The 19,276-nt window shown below is 36.9% G+C and carries 18 protein-coding genes; 17 read left to right on the forward strand and 1 reads right to left on the reverse strand.

Annotation, left to right across the window (positions count from 1 at the left end):
* The first annotated feature begins 3 nt into the window (after positions 1 to 3).
* The 13 genes from MUN42_RS05885 to MUN42_RS05945 all read left to right on the forward strand — a co-directional run bounded on the left by MUN42_RS05885 (position 4) and on the right by MUN42_RS05945 (position 14,977).
* Entirely contained in the window at positions 4 to 2,103 is a 2,100-nt protein-coding gene (locus tag MUN42_RS05885; protein ID WP_243343625.1) for a Tex family protein, read from the forward strand.
* Complete coding sequence (locus MUN42_RS05890; RefSeq protein ID WP_243343628.1) at positions 2,100 to 3,821, forward strand: proline--tRNA ligase; 1,722 nt, start codon at positions 2,100 to 2,102, stop codon at positions 3,819 to 3,821. The genes MUN42_RS05885 and MUN42_RS05890 overlap by 4 nt, the downstream gene beginning before the upstream one ends.
* Positions 3,822 to 3,867: 46 nt before the next feature.
* Positions 3,868 to 4,731: a class II fructose-1,6-bisphosphate aldolase gene (gene fba, locus MUN42_RS05895; protein WP_243343629.1), complete on the forward strand. Its 864-nt coding sequence runs from the start codon at positions 3,868 to 3,870 to the stop codon at positions 4,729 to 4,731.
* Between the two features lie 44 nt (positions 4,732 to 4,775).
* The gene (rho, locus tag MUN42_RS05900; RefSeq protein ID WP_243343630.1) at positions 4,776 to 6,080 is read left to right on the forward strand and encodes a transcription termination factor Rho; all 1,305 of its coding nucleotides are present in this window, start codon (positions 4,776 to 4,778) and stop codon (positions 6,078 to 6,080) included.
* A gap of 75 nt (positions 6,081 to 6,155) precedes the next feature.
* Positions 6,156 to 6,359: a 50S ribosomal protein L31 gene (rpmE, locus tag MUN42_RS05905; protein ID WP_243343631.1), complete on the forward strand. Its 204-nt coding sequence runs from the start codon at positions 6,156 to 6,158 to the stop codon at positions 6,357 to 6,359.
* Positions 6,360 to 6,405: 46 nt separating this feature from the next.
* Positions 6,406 to 7,200, forward strand: coding sequence for a peptide chain release factor N(5)-glutamine methyltransferase (prmC, locus tag MUN42_RS05910; protein WP_243343632.1), 795 nt, complete (start codon positions 6,406 to 6,408; stop codon positions 7,198 to 7,200).
* A 2-nt stretch (positions 7,201 to 7,202) separates the two neighbouring features.
* Positions 7,203 to 8,279 (forward strand): peptide chain release factor 1, encoded by a 1,077-nt coding sequence (gene prfA, locus MUN42_RS05915; RefSeq protein ID WP_243343633.1) that lies wholly within the window; start codon positions 7,203 to 7,205, stop codon positions 8,277 to 8,279.
* Positions 8,280 to 8,324: 45 nt separating this feature from the next.
* On the forward strand, positions 8,325 to 9,212 hold the full coding sequence (locus MUN42_RS05920) for a cation diffusion facilitator family transporter (RefSeq protein ID WP_243343634.1): 888 nt from the start codon (positions 8,325 to 8,327) through the stop codon (positions 9,210 to 9,212).
* Between the two features lie 13 nt (positions 9,213 to 9,225).
* Positions 9,226 to 10,260, forward strand: coding sequence for an L-threonylcarbamoyladenylate synthase (locus tag MUN42_RS05925; protein ID WP_243343635.1), 1,035 nt, complete (start codon positions 9,226 to 9,228; stop codon positions 10,258 to 10,260).
* A gap of 9 nt (positions 10,261 to 10,269) precedes the next feature.
* On the forward strand, positions 10,270 to 10,899 hold the full coding sequence (gene upp, locus MUN42_RS05930; RefSeq protein WP_243343637.1) for a uracil phosphoribosyltransferase: 630 nt from the start codon (positions 10,270 to 10,272) through the stop codon (positions 10,897 to 10,899).
* A gap of 9 nt (positions 10,900 to 10,908) precedes the next feature.
* Positions 10,909 to 12,189, forward strand: a complete 1,281-nt coding sequence (murA, locus tag MUN42_RS05935; protein ID WP_243343638.1) for a UDP-N-acetylglucosamine 1-carboxyvinyltransferase — start codon at positions 10,909 to 10,911, stop codon at positions 12,187 to 12,189.
* 9 nt (positions 12,190 to 12,198) lie between these two features.
* Positions 12,199 to 14,358, forward strand: a complete 2,160-nt coding sequence (locus tag MUN42_RS05940; RefSeq protein ID WP_243343640.1) for an ATP-dependent RecD-like DNA helicase — start codon at positions 12,199 to 12,201, stop codon at positions 14,356 to 14,358.
* Entirely contained in the window at positions 14,351 to 14,977 is a 627-nt protein-coding gene (locus MUN42_RS05945) for a ComF family protein (RefSeq protein ID WP_243343642.1), read from the forward strand. The genes MUN42_RS05940 and MUN42_RS05945 overlap by 8 nt, the downstream gene beginning before the upstream one ends.
* Positions 14,978 to 15,040: 63 nt before the next feature.
* On the opposite strand, the gene rodA is transcribed toward MUN42_RS05945, so the two are convergent.
* A complete protein-coding gene (gene rodA / locus MUN42_RS05950; protein ID WP_243343644.1) occupies positions 15,041 to 16,213 on the reverse strand; it encodes a rod shape-determining protein RodA in 1,173 nt (390 codons plus the stop codon).
* Between the two features lie 96 nt (positions 16,214 to 16,309).
* Here rodA and nth point away from each other — a divergent pair, with 96 nt between their 5' ends.
* From nth to trxB, 4 genes are read left to right on the forward strand one after another with little or no spacing between them, the layout of a single operon-like run.
* Positions 16,310 to 16,954: an endonuclease III gene (gene nth, locus MUN42_RS05955; RefSeq protein ID WP_347708763.1), complete on the forward strand. Its 645-nt coding sequence runs from the start codon at positions 16,310 to 16,312 to the stop codon at positions 16,952 to 16,954.
* Positions 16,947 to 17,792: an HAD family hydrolase gene (locus MUN42_RS05960; protein ID WP_243343648.1), complete on the forward strand. Its 846-nt coding sequence runs from the start codon at positions 16,947 to 16,949 to the stop codon at positions 17,790 to 17,792. Before nth ends, MUN42_RS05960 begins: the two co-directional genes overlap by 8 nt.
* A complete protein-coding gene (locus tag MUN42_RS05965; protein WP_243343649.1) occupies positions 17,780 to 18,238 on the forward strand; it encodes a tRNA (cytidine(34)-2'-O)-methyltransferase in 459 nt (152 codons plus the stop codon). The genes MUN42_RS05960 and MUN42_RS05965 overlap by 13 nt, the downstream gene beginning before the upstream one ends.
* Positions 18,239 to 18,247: 9 nt before the next feature.
* Positions 18,248 to 19,174, forward strand: coding sequence for a thioredoxin-disulfide reductase (gene trxB / locus MUN42_RS05970; protein WP_243343651.1), 927 nt, complete (start codon positions 18,248 to 18,250; stop codon positions 19,172 to 19,174).
* Positions 19,175 to 19,276: the final 102 nt, after the last annotated feature.

The raw sequence follows: 19,276 nt of genomic DNA on the forward strand, positions 1-19,276 counted from the left end.
TTAATGGATATTACAAATATTTTATCAAAAGAACTAAATATTAAAGAAAATAATATAGACAATGTTATCAAACTCCTTGACGAAGGTTCAACTGTAGCCTTCATAGCGAGATATAGGAAGGAAGTAACTGGTAATCTTAATGATGCCGAAATAAGAGATATAGAAAAAAATCTGAGTAAACTTAGAAATATCGAAAAGAGGCAAGAAGAGATTATCAAGTCTATAGATGCCAAGGGTAAGCTAACAGAGGAATTAAAAAATCAAATACTAGAAACTAATTCCCTCACTATCCTTGAAGACATCTATGCTCCCTACAAGTCAAAAAGGAAGACCAGGGCAGATATTGCAAGAGAGCTTGGTCTTGATGAATTGCTTAAGGCTATACTGACTTCTGCTGAGTCAAAAGAAGAAGCTCTAGACCTAGCCAAGGACTACCTAAGTGAGGACCTAGAAGATCCTAATGAAGCAGTCGTAAGGGCCATGGATATCTTGGCAGAAGATATAGCAAATACCATAGAGGCTAGAAATATTATTAGGCGAGATGGTTTTGTTAGGTCAAGGCTTAAGGTTAGTGAAAAAGACGATGAAGACAAGCTCTATGCCAATTATTATGACTTCAATAAAAAACTTAGGGAGACTAAGCCCTTCCAAATCCTTGCCATAAACCGAGGAGAAAGGGACAAGGCCCTTAGCGTAAAGGTTGAATTTAGCGATGAGTATAACAAAAAATTAATTGGTGATATTTTCAAAAAGGACAAGGACTACAAGGGCTACCAGAGGGAATTTGTAGATGCAGCAGTTGATGATGCCTACAAGAGGTTGATGCTACCGTCCATATCTAATGAAATGAGGTCCTACCTAACAGAAAATGCTGAAGATGAGTCAATACAAGTTTTTGGCAAGAATTTAAAGCCTTACCTCTTGCAAAGACCTATAAAGGGTCAAAATCTTATTGGCCTAGATCCTGGCTTTAGGACAGGTTGCAAGGTAGCTGTAGTAGACAAAAATGGCAAATATCTTGATTCTACTGTCATTTATCCGGTAGAACCCCACAAGAAGGAAAGGGAAGCTATAGACACCCTCAAAGGTCTAATCGAAAAATATGATGTAAGTCTAATCGCCCTTGGTAATGCAACAGCATCTAGGCAAACAGAAATTGTAGTAAACAAGCTATTAAAGGAAGTAGACGGTGTGAGCTATGCAGTAGTCAACGAAGCAGGGGCTTCAGTATACTCTGCTTCAGAGCTTGGGGAAGAAGAATTTCCGGACCTTGATGTAACCATAAGGGGAGCGATCTCTATGGCAAGACGCCTCCAAGACCCTATGGCAGAGCTTGTAAAAATAGAACCCAAACACATAGGAATTGGGCAATACCAACACGACTTAAATGAGAAAAAGCTAGACGAAGAATTATCCAAGGTCGTAGAAGATGCGGTAAATGAGGTAGGTGTCAATATAAATAATGCCTCCTACAAGCTCTTATCCTATGTATCAGGCTTAAATCAAAATCTAGCCGCAAGGATAGAAGAAGACTTCAAGGAGGGCAAACTTATCTATAGAAAGGACCTCAAAAATGTCAAGGGTCTTGGTGACAAGACCTATAAACTTGCTGCAGGCTTCCTTAGATTTCCAGATTCTCCTGAACTCTTAGACAATACAGCAGTCCACCCAGAATCCTACAAGGTAGCCAAGAAACTTATAGGTAAGGACCTAGATAAGATAGACCTAGAAGCTACCAGTAAGGACCTTGAAGTGGGCCTACCGACCCTAATAGATATAATAGAGGAACTAAAGAAGCCTGGCCGAGACCCTAGGGATGAAAATCCTGAAGTCATAACCCAACAAGAAATTATGGACATAAAGGACTTAAAAGAGGGTATGGTATTAAAAGGCAAGGTTCGCAATATAACCGATTTTGGTGCCTTTGTTGATATTGGAGTCGGAATAGATGGCCTAATCCACATATCCAATATTTCAAATAAATTTATTAAAAATCCGAACGAGGTATTAACAAATTCACAAATAGTTGATGTAAAAGTAATAGAAGTAGATAGGCAAAAGGAAAGAATAGGCCTATCAATGAAAGATGTAGGTGAAAAATGAGATTATCAAAATATTATATGCCAACCCTAAGAGAAGATCCTGTAGATAGCGAAACAGCTAGCCACAAACTATTGGTAAGGGGCGCATTTATTAGAAAACAATCAAGTGGTATTTATACATTTCTACCACTAGGCAAAAAAGTTATTAACAAAATAGAAGCTATTATCAGGGATGAGATGGAAAAGTACGACAGTATAGAAGTTCAAACCTCCATCCTCCAAACTAGAGAAATTTGGGATAAGTCTGGTAGGTGGGAAACATTCGGCCCAGAAATGTTTAAACTACAAGACAGACACGACAGGCAATACTGCCTAGGGCCTACTGCAGAAGAAGCCTTTACTGACCTAGTCAAGGATGAGCTAAGCTCTTATAAGCAATTACCAGTCAACCTATATCAAATTGTATCCAAGTTTAGGGATGAAAAAAGACCAAGATTTGGAATAAATAGGTCTAGGGACTTTATAATGAAAGATGGGTATTCCTTCGATGCTGATGAAAAGGGACTCGAAGAATCCTACCAAAAAATGTGGGATGCCTATAGTGAAGTATTCGAAAGACTAGGTCTTGAAATAAAAATTGTAGAAGGTGATTCTGGATCTATGGGTGGTAGGAAGAGTCATGAATTTATAGCTCTTTCTGAAACTGGTGAAGGAGTTATCCTATATACCGATAATTCTGACTATGCTGCTACCGATGAAAAGGCGAGGATAAAAATAGACTTTGAAGAAAAGGAAGAAAAGGATTTGGAACTTGTAGAAACCAAGGACCTAAAAACTATAGAAGAAGTAAGCAAGTATTTGGGAGAGGATCCTAAAAACTTTGCCAAGGCTGTTGACCTATCAGTAAATGGTGAGCCTCTTCTAGTGTTTATCCCAGGAGATAGAGAGCTAAATCTTGCGAAACTTGTCTCCTACCTTGAAGTTCCAGAGCATGCCATAGAAATGCTTGATGATGAAAATATTTTAAAGGTAAGTGGAGCCAAAGCTGGCTTTACAGGGCCAATGGGACTAAAAGACAAAGATGTAAGAATCCTAGTAGATGAGTCATTGACTAAAAATAAAAACCTAGTAGTAGGAGCCAATAAAACAGACTTCCACTACAAAAATGCAAACTTCGGAAGGGACTTTGAAGGAGAAGTAGTAGAAGATCTTATCACAGCAAAAGAAGGCGATATGGCCTATGATGGATCTGGAAACCTTAAGGCCAAGAGGGGGATAGAAGTTGGTAACATCTTCCAACTAGGCACAAAATACAGCGACACAATTGGAGCTTATTTCCTAGATGAAAATGGTAAGCAAAAGCCATTTGTTATGGGTTCCTACGGTATAGGAGTATCAAGGTCAGTCAGTGCTATAGTTGAACAACACCATGACGATAAGGGCATCATCTGGCCAACATCTGTGGCACCATTTGAAGTAATAATTACTGTAGTAAATACCAAAAAAGAAGACCAAGTAGCTCTAGCAGAAAAAATCTATGATGAGCTAAAAAATAAAAGAATTGATGTCCTCCTCGATGATAGGAAAGAAAGGGCAGGAGTTAAGTTTAACGATAGGGATCTTATCGGAATTCCTTATAGGATAACTGTTGGCAAGGATGCAAGTAACAATATAGTAGAGTACTCTACAAGGTCTGAGATGGAAAATGAAAATATTAGTGCAGAAGATGCCATTAGCAAGATAGTAGAAAGCATTAAATCAGACCTTACATTTAAGTAGATTTATGGTATTATGAATATAGGAAAATTTAAATCAAGGAGTTAATATGTTAGTAAATGCAAAAGAAATGTTAGATAATGCGTACGAAAATGGATATGCCATAGGACATTTTAATACAAACAACCTAGAATGGACCAAGGCTATCCTCCTAGCTGCAGAAGAGAAGAAAACCCCAGTAATTATAGCTACATCAGAAGGAGCTAGCAAGTATATGGGAGGATTTAAGGTAGTAGCAGATCTAGTTAAGGCTATGCATGATGGACTAGGAATTACTGTTCCAGTTGCTATCCACCTAGATCATGGTTCTTATGAAGGAGCTAAGGCTTGTATAGAAGCTGGATTTACTTCAGTAATGTTTGATGGATCTCACTTTCCACTAGAAGAAAACTTAGAAAAAACTAAAGAAATTGTAGAACTTGCCCATAGCAAGGGAATTTCTGTAGAAGCTGAAGTTGGTGGTATAGGTGGTACCGAAGACGGAGTAACTTCTTCAGGAGAAGTAGCTGATGTTGAAGAATGTAAACAAATAGCAGCTTGTGGTATAGACTTCTTAGCAGCAGGAATTGGTAACATCCACGGTGTATATCCTGATGATTGGGAAGGATTAAACTTTGATGTACTTAAAGAAATATCAGATGCTGTAAAGATGCCTATAGTTCTCCATGGTGGTACTGGTATTCCTGATGAACAAATTAAAAAGGCAATTAGTCTTGGTGTTTCAAAAATCAATGTAAATACTGAATGTCAACTTGTATTTGCTGAAGCTACTAGAAAATATATAGAAGCTGGTAAGGACCTAGAAGGCAAGGGATTTGACCCTAGAAAACTACTTGCAGATGGTACTCAAGCTATAATCGATAAAGTTGAAGAAAAAATCGATATGTTTGGGTCAGCAAACACTGCAAAATAGGAAGAATTAGTGGGGTCTTTGGGCCCTCCTTTTTTATAAGAATTATGGAAAATTTAAAAGAAAAAAAACTTCCTGAACTTAGGGAAATTGCCAAGGATCTAGGCATTACTTCAATTACTAAGTATAGGAAGGATGAACTGATAAAATTAATAGAAGAAGCAAGAGAAAATGAAGAAGTCGAGAAAAAAGACCAGGCAGAAAATGACCTAGGAGCCAAATTTGACTGCCAAGGTATCCTTGAAATCTTGCCTGATGGTTATGGATTTTTGAGAACTTCCTTATACGAAAGTGGCGATGATGATATATATGTACCACCTAAGCAAATAAAGATGTTTAGGCTAAAAACAGGTGATTATATCACAGGAATAGCTAGGGAAAAACACACTAGAGATAAGTTCGCACCTCTAATTTTTGTAAGTGATGTCAACGGCATTAAGCCAGGTGAAGCCTTTAATAGGCCTTTATTTGAAGATTTAACTCCGATTTATCCAAACGAAAGAATTAGTCTAGAAAATTCAAAAGACAACATTTCTGAAAGAATCATTGATTTTTTAAGTCCAATAGGCCGAGGACAAAGAGGCCTAATCGTATCCCAACCTAAGGCTGGAAAAACAACCCTAATTAAAGGAATAGAAAGAGCCATTGAAAAAAATTATGATGATATAAAAATTATAGTCCTATTAATTGACGAAAGACCTGAGGAAGTTACAGACTTTATTAGGTATGTCAATGAATATAGGGATGGCCAAAATGAGCTTATGAGGACAGAGGTTGCAGCATCAACCTTCGATAAACCTCCACAAAACCATATAGACATGGCTGAGATGGTGCTAGAGAGGGCTAAGCGATTTGTAGAGGGAGGAAAGGACGTTATAATTCTCCTAGATTCTATTACAAGACTTGCTAGGGCCTACAATATAATGACACCCCAATCTGGTAGGACCCTATCTGGAGGACTTGATCCCCTAGCCCTAGTTGGTCCTAAGCAATTCTTTGGAGCAGCTAGAAATATAGAAGATGGAGGATCGCTAACTATACTCGCCACAGCCCTAGTTGATACAGGTTCAAGGATGGATGATATGATCTTTGAAGAGTTTAAGGGTACAGGAAATATGGAAGTCCACCTAGATAGAAGACTTGCAGATAGGAGGATCTTCCCTGCAATAAATATCGAAAAATCTTCAACCAGAAGGGAAGACTTGCTCTTAAGTAAAGAAGAGCTAGAAGCCAACTATAAGCTTAGAAATGGAGATAATTCAAGTGCAGAATTTATAGTAGAGCTTATAGATTGGATGAGAAGAACAGGATCTAACAAGCAATTCATTGATTTAATTAATAGTTCATTTTAAATCTTGAAATTAAAAAATACCTATGGTATAATTTATATTGCTTATTGAAAAGAGAAACGAACAAGAGGTGTTTAGATGAAAAAAGGACTACATCCAGAATACCACCAAGCAAAAGTAACCTGCATGACATGTGGAAATGAATTTACTGTTGGTTCTACTGAAGAGGAAATCAAGGTAGAAATTTGCAGTAATTGTCATCCATTTTATTCAGGTAAACAAAGAAATGCTGAACGTGGTGGAAATGTTGAGAAGTTTAACAAAAAATACGGCAGAAAATAATAAAATGGATAAGGTAAGGAAACTTACCTTATTTTTTGTATAAATAATGAAAATAAGAGATTACTTAAATAAAAATTATAATGACACTTTAATATCCCTAACCTACCTACTAGATAAACCTAAGTCCTTCATATTATTAAATCCAGATCTAGAATTAGATATAGATATAGAAAAATCTCTCGATAGGATCCTGGCTTTGAGGGAAAATAACTACCCCCTCCAATATGCCATAGGCTACTGGGAATTTTATGGGATTAATTTTAAGGTAGATGAAAGATCCTTGATTCCAAGATTTGAAACAGAAATAATAGTCGACTATATAATCAAGGGTGACTTTAAGAAGGATAGGATTTTAGATATAGGAACAGGATCAGGAGCCATCGCACTAAGTCTAGGAGAGAATTTAAAGTACTCTACTATAATCGGTTCAGATATAGAAGATAAGGCCCTAGACCTTGCTAGCCTTAACAAATCTAGGCTAGGGATAAGAAATGTTGATTTTATTAAATCGGATTTATTTCAAAATATAGACTCAAAATTTGATATAATAGTTTCGAACCCTCCCTACATCAAGGCAGAAGACTATGAAAGGTTAGAAAAGGAGCTTTATTTTGAACCCAAATCTGCCCTTTTAGCTGAGGATGAAGGCTTATATTTCTATAAGAAAATTATAAAAGATGCCAAGGACTATCTAAATGATGAGGGTTTACTAATTTTTGAAATTGGATATGACCAAAAGCTAAAGCTTATAGATCTTTTGAACAAATCTGATTTTAAAAATATAATAAGTATGAAAGACTATAATGATTTTGATAGATTTATAGTAGCCAAGAAAGGATAAGTATGTTTGAAAATATTGAACACATAAAAGAAAATTATTTGGATCTTGAAAAAAAGATGATAGATCCAGAAGTAATGTCAGATATTTCTAAATTAACCAAGATAACTAGAGAATATAACTCTTTAAAGCCTATAGTTGAAAAATATGACCAAATCAAAGAAGCAGAAGCCATAATCGAAGAAAATAGAGAATTATTAAATGAAACTTCAGATAGCGAAATGGTTGAAATGCTCAAAGAAGAGATAAAAGAAAAAACTGAAGCCCTTGAAGGCTACAATGAAGAAATGAAAATCCTCCTTATACCTAAAGACCCTAACGACTCAAGAGACGTTATAGTAGAAATTCGTCCAGGTGCCGGTGGAGATGAAGCAGGCCTTTTTGCAGGCGACCTCTATAGGATGTATCACATGTATGCTGATAAGGAAGGCTACAAGACCGAAGATATTGAAGTAAGCAGTCAGGGTATAGGTGGTATAAAGGAAGCTACCTTTATGATAAGGGGAGAAGGAGCCTATTCAAGATTTAAATATGAATCCGGTGTCCACAGGGTTCAAAGGGTTCCAGAAACAGAATCAGGTGGTAGAATTCACACTTCTACTGCTACAGTTGCAGTCCTACCAGAAGTAGATGAGGTAGATGTCCATATAGATCCCAATGACATAAGGACAGATGTATTTAGGTCATCTGGTAACGGTGGTCAATCTGTAAATACAACAGACTCTGCAGTTAGATTAACCCATATCCCTACGGGAATAGTAGTATCCATGCAAGATGAGAAGAGCCAAATTAAGAATAAAGAAAAGGCTATGAAGATCCTTCTTGCAAGAATTTATGAAATCGAGGAAGAAAAAAGAAACAAGGAAATAGCTGACAATAGGAAGAGCCAAGTTGGTACAGGAGATAGGAGTGAGAGGATTAGAACCTACAACTTCCCACAAGGTAGGATAACTGATCATAGGATTAACAAAACTATCTACCAACTAGATGACTTCCTAAATGGTAATATAGGGGAAATGATCGATTCCTTAATTACTGAAGACCAAGCTAGAAAACTTGAGAAGATAGGCGAGGAAGATTAGTTGTTCAAATTTTTGGCAGATAGATTTATAAAAAGTAAGGGGCCTATGTCAAAGGCTGAACTTAGGCTCTCATACATATCTCTTTCGTCTATGGTTGGTATCGGGATAAATCTATTGCTTTTTTTCGGTAAATTAATCCCAGGCCTACTAATTTCATCCCAGGCCATTGTAAATGATGCCTTTAACAATCTATCAGACTCCCTGGCATCTATTATGGCCCTCTTTGGCTCATCTATTTCAAAAAAACCAGCTGATAAGGAACATCCATTTGGCCATGGTAGGACTGAATATATAATAAGTATGTTAGTATCAATCGTGATTATGTATGTGGGTGTCTCACTTTTTATTAGTTCTATCCTGTCATTTGGTCAAAAGAAGCTCATAGTCTTAGACAAGCTAACCATAATAATCTTGCTAGTAAGTATTGGCTTTAAGATCTATATTTATTTTTTGAATAGAAGTCTCTCCAAAAACTTAGATAGCGAATTAAACCATGGGGTCATGCTTGATGCGAGAAATGATATCTTGGCAACTTCATCTATTATGGTTGGAGTTTACTTGCAGAGATATGTTTACTTTAATATAGATGCGATACTAGGGGTGGTACTCGCCATATTTGTTTTTATGCCTGGCTTTGAGATGTTTATGGATACTTCAAAGACCCTAATAGGCAAAAGAGTGGACCCTGAGATTGAAGGGCAAATAGGCAAAATTATTATGGCTGGGGAGTATGTAGAAGGCTATCACGACCTTCAAATTCACGAATATGGTAAGGGCAAAATGGCGGGATCTTGCCATGTAGAAGTACCTGCCAACCTCACAGTAGATGTTGTCCATAGGTCCATAGATAAGATTGAAAAAGAAATTTATCAAAAAACAGGGGTTAGTATCACTATCCACATGGATCCAACCTACTGTTTAGTAGAGAATTAATGAAAGAAGCAAAATGAAAACTCTTGTAAAAAAAGTTAACAGAGAAAATATAAATAAAGATGTAATAAAACATGGGGCAGAACTTATTAAAAAAGGTGAGCTTGTAGCTTTTCCAACAGAAACAGTCTACGGCCTTGGAGCATCAGGCCTAAATGGTAGGGCTTGTGAGAAAATCTTCAAGACTAAAAATAGACCTGCTGACAATCCGCTCATTCTTCATATTTCTTCTATAGATATGTTATATACTTTAGTAGGTGAAGTAAGAGAAGATGCCAAGAAATTAATGCATCTCTGGCCAGGTCCTTTGACCATGGTATTTAAGAAGTCTAAGCTCATACCAGATATAGTTACAGCTGGAGGAGATACAGTAGCTATTAGGTTTCCAGAAGATAGGATAGCCCATGAGTTAATCAAAGAAGCAAATATCCCCATAGCAGCTCCTTCAGCCAATATCTCAGGTAGGCCTTCACCTACTAATGCTGAAGATGTTTACTATGACCTAGAGGGAAAGATTCCCTTGATAATAGATGGTGGACCTTCTAATATCGGTATAGAATCTACTGTTATCGATATGTCTGAGGAGATACCTACAATCTTAAGGCCAGGATTTTATACATATGAGTATATTAGAGAAATCTTACCTCATGTTATCCTAGATGATGCCCTAGTTGATGATAAGAAAATTCCTAAATCCCCAGGGCAAAAGTATAGACACTATGCCCCAAAGGCCCAAATGAAGATTTTTGTAGGCTTTGAGGCTAGCGATAGGATCTATGATATTGCCAATGAGCAAAAAAATCTTGGCAAGAAGGTAGGTATATTGACTTTCGAGGATAAGATAGATAGGTTTAAGGACTTTTATACCATATCCTTTGGCCAAAAATCAGACCTTAGGTATATGAGCCATATTTTATTTACAGCCCTTAGGCAAATGGACAGAGAGGGTGTAGATATAATCTTGGCAGAGGGAGTTAATGAGAAAAACTTGGGTAAGAGTATAATGAATAGAATGAAGAAGTCTGCTTCAGGAAATATAGAATATTTATAGGAGATAGTTATGGGAAAAGTACATGTATTAGACCATCCGGTAATTAAACATAAGATAACAATACTAAGAGATAAAAATACAGGTTCCAATGAATTTAGATCAATTGTTACTGAAATAGGTATGATCTTAGCTTATGAAGCTACTAAGGATTTGGAGCTTGAAGAATTTGAAGTTGAAACACCAATTACAAGGACTACTGGTTATAGACTTGCTGGTAAAAAACTTAGCGTAGTTCCAATTTTGAGGGCAGGTCTTGGTATGGTAGATGGTGTATTGGAAGTAATCCCAGCTGCGAAGATTGGTCATATTGGTATGTATAGGAATGAAGAAACCCTTCAACCTGTAGAATACTACTGCAAGCTTCCTAATGATATAGAAAAAAGAGAAATCCTTGTTGTAGATCCAATGGTTGCTACAGGTGGATCTGTCGATGATGCCGTAACTAGACTTAAAGAAAGAGGATGCAAATATATCAAGCTTCTCTGCATAATAGCAGCACCAGAAGGTATAAAGCTTCTTAGTGAAAAGCATCCTGATGTTGATATCTACTGCGCCCAACTAGATGAACATTTAAATGAAAATGGATATATAGTTCCTGGTTTGGGAGATGCAGGCGACAGGTTGTTTGGAACTAAGTAAGGATAGACTATGGCAAATAAAGATATACTAGTAATTAATTCAAATGGTCCTTTGAGAGGAGAAGTTAAGATAGACGGAGCCAAAAACTCTGCCCTACCAATTCTTGCTGCCTGTGTACTCGGTACAGAGGAAATTATCCTAGATGGAGTGCCTGAGCTTAAAGACGTTGAGATAATGATAGAGGTCTTGAAACACTTGGGGTCCAAGGTTGAATATATTGACGAAAATTCTTTGAGGATAGATTCAAGTAACATTAATACCTGTGAGACTCCCTATGAACTAATGGATAAGATGAGAGCATCATTTGTAGTAATGGGTCCCCTCCTTGCTAGATTTTCTAAGGCCTATACCAAGGCACCTGGTGGATGCAATATAGGAGCAAGACCAATAGATTTACACCTAAAGGGTTTTAATGCCCTAGGAGCAACTAGCATAGTTGACTATGATCAAATTTCTATAGAAGCCAAGGATGGACTAAAGGGTAATGAAATCTACCTTGATTTCCCATCAGTTGGAGCAACTCAAAATATAATTATGGCTGCAACCCTCGCAGAAGGAGAGACAGTTATAGAAAATGCTGCAAAGGAACCAGAAATAGTAGATCTCGCATCTTTCTTATCAAAGATGGGAGCTAAGATTAAGGGAGCAGGTACATCTACTATAACCATAGAGGGAGTAGAGAAGCTAACAGGTACTAGACACACCATAATACCTGATAGGATAGAAGCAGCAACCTATATGCTTGCTGCTGCTATGACAGGTGGTGAGGTTAAGATAGTTAACGCTATAGGATCCCATATAAGACCTGTTATAGCAAAACTTATAGAAATCGGAGCTGAAGTCGAGGAAGTAGAAGAAGATGATGTAATCTATGTTAAAGCAGATCACAGACTTAAGTCAACAAACATCCAGACCCTACCTTATCCTGGTTTTCCTACTGATGTCCAAGCCCAATTTATGGCTCTCCTTACAGTAAGTGAGGGAGAAAGTAGGATCCAAGAAACAGTTTTTGAAAATAGGTTCATGCACGTTGAAGAACTTTCAAAAATGGGAGCAGTTATAGCTACCTCTGGCAATAGGGCTACAATAGCAGGAGTAGAGAGCCTCCATGGGGCGGATGTAAGGGCTACTGACCTAAGGGCAGGAGCGGCCCTCGTTATGGCAGGACTTGTAGCCAAGGGAGAAACAAGAGTTTCAGACATCTACCACATCGATAGGGGATATAGTCACTTGGTAGAAAAACTCACTGAATTAGGAGCTGATATTAAGAGAGTTACTATAGAAGCTTAGGAATTAAATATGAAGATAGAAGGTACAGTTACAAAGATAATATATAGAAACGACGAAAATGGCTACACTGTTTTTGCCCTTGATACTATCGATTCTGATATTGTCTGCGTGGGAACTGTGCCTTTTTTGAATGAAGGAGATAGGCTAAACTTAACAGGAGAGCTGACCTACCATGATAAGTATGGTGAGCAATTTAATATAGAGTCTATGAGCCTATCAAAACCCAGAAACAGGGAAGCAGTCATAGGCTACCTATCATCATCAGACATTAAGGGCATAGGCAAAAAGACAGCTAAGAGGATTTATGATTTATTTGGTGATAAGTCTCTAGATATAATCTATGATGAGCCAGATAAGCTACTAGAAGTCGATGGTATCGGCAAGAGGAAACTAAAAGATATAAAGTTATCCATCGAAGAAACTAGGGATAGTAGGAAGTCCCTAGAATTCTTGCAGGGTCTCGGCCTATCCTACAATCTATCCATGAAGATATTTAATAAGTATGGCCAGTCAACCGTAGATGTAATAAAGAATAACCCCTACAGCCTGGTAGAAGATATAAGGGGAATAGGCTTTACTATGGCTGATACCATAGCTTATAAGATGCAAATGGACCTAAATTCAGCCTTCAGAATAAGCGCAGGCATAGACTATACCATAAACAAGGAAAGTGAAAGCAATGGTCATACATCTCTTAGATACGAAGACCTCCTTATTAAATCAGCTGCCCTCCTAAAAGTCGATAGGGAGAAAGTTGAAGAAGTCATCCAAAATGACCTAATTAGGGGCAAGCTTGTATCTGTAAATATAGAAGATGCTACCAATATATACACATCTGGTCTTTATAAGGCAGAAAAATCCTCTGCTATGGTCATAGCTAACAAGATTAAATCAAAGTACATATTTGACATAGATTTTGACTATGACCTCTCTATCTTTTCTGATGAGCAGAAAAAAGCCATAGAAAGCGCCTTTAAGTCAATGCTCTTAGTTATTACTGGTGGGCCTGGTACTGGTAAAACAACTATAATAAACGCAATCTGCAAAATCCTAGAAGATAACGACCTTACTTACTATCTAACTGCCCCTACCGGTAGGGCTGCCAAGAGGATGAAAGAATCAACCGGCAAGAATGCCTACACCATCCATAGACTCCTAGGAATTAAGCCAAACGAAAATATTAGCGAATATAACGAAGATAACCCCCTAGACAGGGACTATCTCATAGTAGATGAGGTCTCCATGGTGGATATCTTCCTTATGAAAAACTTACTAAGTGCAGTTAGTGAAAAAACTGCCCTCATCCTAGTAGGAGATAGCGACCAACTCCCATCGGTTGGGCCAGGAAATGTCCTTAAGGACATCTTAGAAACTGACGTAGAGAAGGTAAGACTTAAGAAAATATTTAGACAGGCTGGTAAGTCAAATATTATAGTCAACGCCCACAGGATTAATGATGGGGCTTATCCAATCCTAAACCAAGCAGGAAAGGATTTTTTCTTTATAGAAGCCGATAGGGAGAGTTTTGTAGATAAGTTGGTAGACCTAGTAGGAAACAGACTACCGAAATTCTATAAATTTGATCCCATCAAGGACATCCAGGTCCTAACCCCTAGCAAGAAAACTGATTGGGGGGCTAGCCACATAAATAAAATATTACAAGAAGCCCTCAATCCTTCCAAGGACCAGTTAAAAATTAATGGCAAGATTTTTAAGAAAAATGATAGGGTCATGCAAATAAGAAATAATTACGACCTCAAGGTCCAAGGAGTCCTGGATAGCGAAGAAGAAGGGGCCTTCAATGGAGATATGGGGATAATTGAGGATATTGACAAGAAAGAAGAAATCCTCAGCATAAGATTCGAAGATGGTAGGCTTATTAATTACAAAAAAGAAGATATCAAGGACTTAGACCTATCCTATGCCATAACCATCCACAAGTCCCAGGGATCAGAATTTCCTGCCGTAATAATCCCAATGATGCAGGTAGCTCCTATGCTAATGACCCGTAACTTGCTCTATACTGGAGTAACTAGGGCAAAGAAGATAGTGATTTTACTAGGATCCAAGGCCATTATTAAAAAAATGGTAGATAATAATTTCTCTAATACAAGATATACCAACCTATCCTATTGGATAGGGGAAATGGAGACTATCATAGATGATTGACTTTTTATTTATGGATGAAGACCTATGCTATTCATGTAAGAAAAATAAAGCTCTTAAATATAAGCTTTGCGATGGTTGTTTAAAAAAACTTGACTATGTAGCTAATGAATTTAAGGTAGGTGAAACTACCTGCTACGCTATATATTTTTATAATGACTTTATGAAAAAATTAATAGGATCCTATAAGTTTTCGAGAAATACTTCCCTTTGCAAGGTCTTTGCACCGATGTATGAAGACTTTATAATTAAAAATAAGCTCTTAGACTTTGACTATATCCTACCATCACCCTCATCAAAGAAAACTCTGAGGACTAGGGGGTTTGACCATATAGGCTCTATAGTCGATATAATTGGCAAAGACCTGGGAATAAGTGTTTTAAAATCTTTTAAAAAGGTCAAGAACACCAAGACCCAGCATAGCTTGGATAGGTTCAAGAGGGCAGAAAACTTAAATGATGCCTTTAAACTTTATGAGAGTTTAGAAGACAAAAAAATCCTCCTAATAGATGATATTATTACAACAGGTAATACCATAGAAGAGATAGTAAAAACCTTAAAAGAGGGAGGAGCAAGTGAGGTCGTGGGTCTAAGCCTAGCGAGTGAAAAACCTATAATTTGATAAAAATAAAGCTGATCGCCAAAAGTTTTTGGGAGAACTTAAGGGAATCAGCTTTTTTATAATTTAATTTAATTTTCTTTTTGAAATTCTAACCTTGCTAGAATCTATAATCTGAATTGACTCATCTTCTAATATTCCATCATCGTATTGGCGTTTTTGCATAGACCCTGATAGGGCAAGGCCTATATTTATTAGGGTTATTAGCTGGAAGGTACCTCCGTAGGAGAAGAAAGGTAGGGGGATACCTGTAACTGGCATTAGTCCTATAGTCATAGCTATATTTTCAAAGATATGGATGAATAATAGGGCTGCCACTCCAGTAACTGTAACAGTTATAAAGGTATTCTTTGATTCTTTGGCTATATTTACTAGTCTTAGTATCATTATTGCAAATAGAATTATAACTGCAATAGATCCGATAAAGCCTAGTTCTTCTGCGAGTACTGGGAAGATAAAGTCAGTTTCTTTTTCTGGGATGTAGCCGTATTGGCTTTGGCTTCCATTTAGAAATCCTCTACCAGTTAGCATACCAGAGCCTATGGCGATAAGACCTTGTTGTTGTTGCCAGTTGGATCCTGATGTATCTCTAGATGGGTCTAGGAAGTTTTGAATCCTATCTAGCCTATAACCAGAAAGGTTATTAATAGCTACAAAGGCAACAATAAGGGCAAGTTCCCCAAAAATTGCTATCCACTTCCAAGAAATTCCACTAACAAAGATCATAGCAGCAATAAAAAATACATAAACCATTGAAGTACCAAAGTCAGGTTGCAACAAAATAAGTGCAACAGGAAGTCCTGCCATAATTACAACCTTAAGGACTGTAAACTTATCATTGATATCAAACTTATGCTTATCCAAGAAGGCTGCTAGGGCAAAGATCATACCCACCTTTGCTACTTCTGATGGCTGGAAGGATATAGGTCCTATATAAAGCCAAGAGCTAGCTCCCCATTCATCAAGTCCCCTACCAAGAAATATTGTAAGAAACAAGAGGACATTAATTACCAGATAGACTAATAGATATGATCTTTTGATAAAATCAAGGTCTATAGTACAAAGGATTAAGATAAGACAAAATCCTAAGAGAGTCGCTACTATCTGGGAGGCTATGGGTCTAAGGTTACCTCCATGGGCTGAGTATAAGACGATTAGACCAAATATACTTAATATTATCGTTACAAATAATAGAATAAAGTCTAATTCCTTTAAATCTTTTTTCTTTAAATTAAACATGTTATCACTCCAATTCTTTTCTTATTATATAACAGAGTCAATCCTTAATCAATCAAAATTACAAAAACTTAAGGGTATAATCAAATTAGAGGTGATATTATACTTAAGCAAAAAGAAATAAGAGAAGTACTAGAAATATTAAACAAAACTTATCCAAATGATGACAAGTCTATGCTAAATTTTACTAGTCCCTTTGAGCTATTAGTTGCAACCATGCTATCAGCCCAATCTACCGATGTCAGAGTTAACAAGGTTACTGACGTTATGTTTAAGGACCTCAATACTCCAGAGGACTTTGCCAAGGCAAATCTAGAAACAATTATTTCCTATATAAAATCTGTAGGAATCTATAAGAATAAAGCAAAAAACATAAAGGCAACCAGTGAAATACTAGTTAGAGACTACAATAGCCAAGTTCCTAGGGATAGGGATGAGCTTGTTAAGCTTCCAGGAGTTGGTAGAAAAACTGCAAATGTAGTGGTTTCCAATGCCTACGGAATTCCTGCTATAGCAGTAGATACCCATGTCTTTAGGGTGGCTAATAGGATAGGACTTGCTGAGAGTAATAATGTTTTGGCTACAGAAAGAGATTTGGAGAAAAATATCGATAGGGACCTTCGGTCAAAGACCCACCACCAACTTATAAGGCACGGTAGGGCAATATGTAAGGCGAGAAAGCCAGATTGTAGTCTTTGTCCTTTAAATAAAATTTGTGAATTTGTAGGTGAAAATGATGATTAAGCTATTTGCAATAGATTTAGATGGAACACTCTTAGATAGTAATTCTAAGATGGGTGAAGAGAATATCAAGGCCCTAAAAGACCTTGAAGCTAGTGGGGTTAGAGTTGTAATCTCTTCAGGAAGGGTCCTATCTTCAACCCTCTACCAGGAAAAGAAGATTTCAAAAAATCCAGTAGTAATTGCCAACAATGGTGCCCTAGCAGGCTCTTCAAATAATAATCTCTTTGTCGATAAGAAATTAGATATAGAAATCCTAAAAAGGCTCTATGACATATGCCTAGATAACAAATTAAACTTTCACTTTTACAGTAAGGATACCTACTACTCAAATACCCTTGATGTAAAAACCTTAGACCACCTAGGACTTGAAGGGGACTATGGTTTAAATTACCAGGTCAAAATTCACATATCTGATGATCCAGTAGGAGATATGATTAGGTATAAGGATGATCCCTACAAGCTTTTGGTTAATGGGCTAGGAGAAAGTTCCCTTGGTGAAGATGGGCTAAGAAAAATATTAGAAAAGATCTTTGCTGATGAGGTCTATATAACATCATCCTACAAGGGTGCCTTAGAAATTACTAGAAAAAATACAAGCAAACTTTCAGCAATTTATGCCTTATGCGAAAAAATGGGTATAAGTAGAGAAAGCTTCTCAGCTATTGGTGATTCGACTAATGATGTGGAAATGGTAAAAGAAAGTTCCCTATCCTTTGCCATGGGAAATGCAAGCGATGAATTAAAAAATATAGCCAGCCATGTAGTTAGTTCAAACGATGCTAATGGAATAGTTGATGCAGTGAAGCTTATAAAGGAATATAACCAATGTTTAATATAGTATTGATAGAGCCTGAACACCCTGGTAATGTTGGAAATATCGGAAGAACGGCAGTTTTGACTGAGTCAAGACTCCACTTAGTGAGGCCCTTCAAATTTGACTTTTCAGATAGGTTTTTAAAAAGAGCGGGTATAGACTATTGGGACAAGGTCGACCTAGTAATCCATGATAGCCTAGAGGAATTTATGGACTATGTTAGTGATAAAAGATTTTACCTAATAGAAACAGGATCAGATAAAAGATATACTGATGTCGAATTTGATGATGGTGACTACCTAATATTTGGTAGGGAAAAAGAAGGAATAGATAAAAAACTCTTAAATGAAAATAAAGATAAGATTTTGACAATTCCTATGACAAAAAAGATGGATAGGTCACTAAATCTCGCTAATTCAGTTTCTATAGTAGTATATGAAGCACTAAGACAAAGCGATTTTAAATTTTAAAGGAGAATTATGTACGATATTATAATTATAGGAGGAGGTCCTGCAGGACTAACAGCAGGCCTATATGCCGGAAGAAGTAATTTAAAGACATTGATAATTGAAAAGGACGTAGTAGGTGGCCAAATTTCTTCAACTGCCTTTGTAGAAAACTATCCAGGATCTATAGAAGATGCTACTGGAATGGGCCTATCTGAAAGAATGCTTGAGCAAACTTCAAAATTTGCAGAAGTAAAATATGAAAATGTAAAGGAAGTTGACCTAGAAGGCAAAACTAAGAAGGTAACAACCAGTAAGGGCGAATATGAAGCTAAGGTAGTAATAATTTCTACAGGAGCAAGCCACAGGAAGCTTGGTGTAAGTGGTGAAGAAGAATTTGCCAATAAGGGAATTTCCTACTGTGCAACTTGCGATGGCCCATTTTTTACAGGTCTCGATATCTTTGTAGTTGGTGGTGGAGATAGTGCCCTAGAAGAAGCTATCTACCTTACAAAATTCGCTAAAAGTGTAACCATCATCCATAGGAGAGATGAGTTTAGGGCAAGTGGCTATGTAGTAGATAGGGTTAAGGAAAATCCTAAGATAAAATTTGAACTAGACTCTGTTGTAAAAGAAATTAAGGGTGATAGGGAAGCTAAATCTATAGTCCTAGAAAATACCAAGACTGGCGAAATTAAGGAAGTTAAGGCTGAAGAGGATGGTCCAATCGGTGTATTTATCTTTGTAGGCTATCTACCTCAAACAAAAATATTTGAAAATGTTCTTGAAATAAAAGATGGTTATATTGATACAGATGAAGATATGAAAACAAATGTTGAGGGAGTCTTTGCGGTTGGTGATGTTCGAAGGAAGAAAGTTCGCCAAATGGTAACTGCAGCAGCTGATGGATGTATAGCAGCAATTTCAGCTAATAAATATCTAGAAAATAATCAATGGTAAAATATTAAAAGAAGAAAATTACCTGGGGGATTTGCTTGAAAAATGGGTATTTATATAAAGTAAAGAATTAGGTAGTTGAAAATATTATAACAATTAAGTAAA

The sequence above is a fragment of the Anaerococcus sp. AGMB09787 genome (assembly GCF_022808955.1).
Classification (GTDB): domain Bacteria; phylum Bacillota; class Clostridia; order Tissierellales; family Peptoniphilaceae; genus Anaerococcus.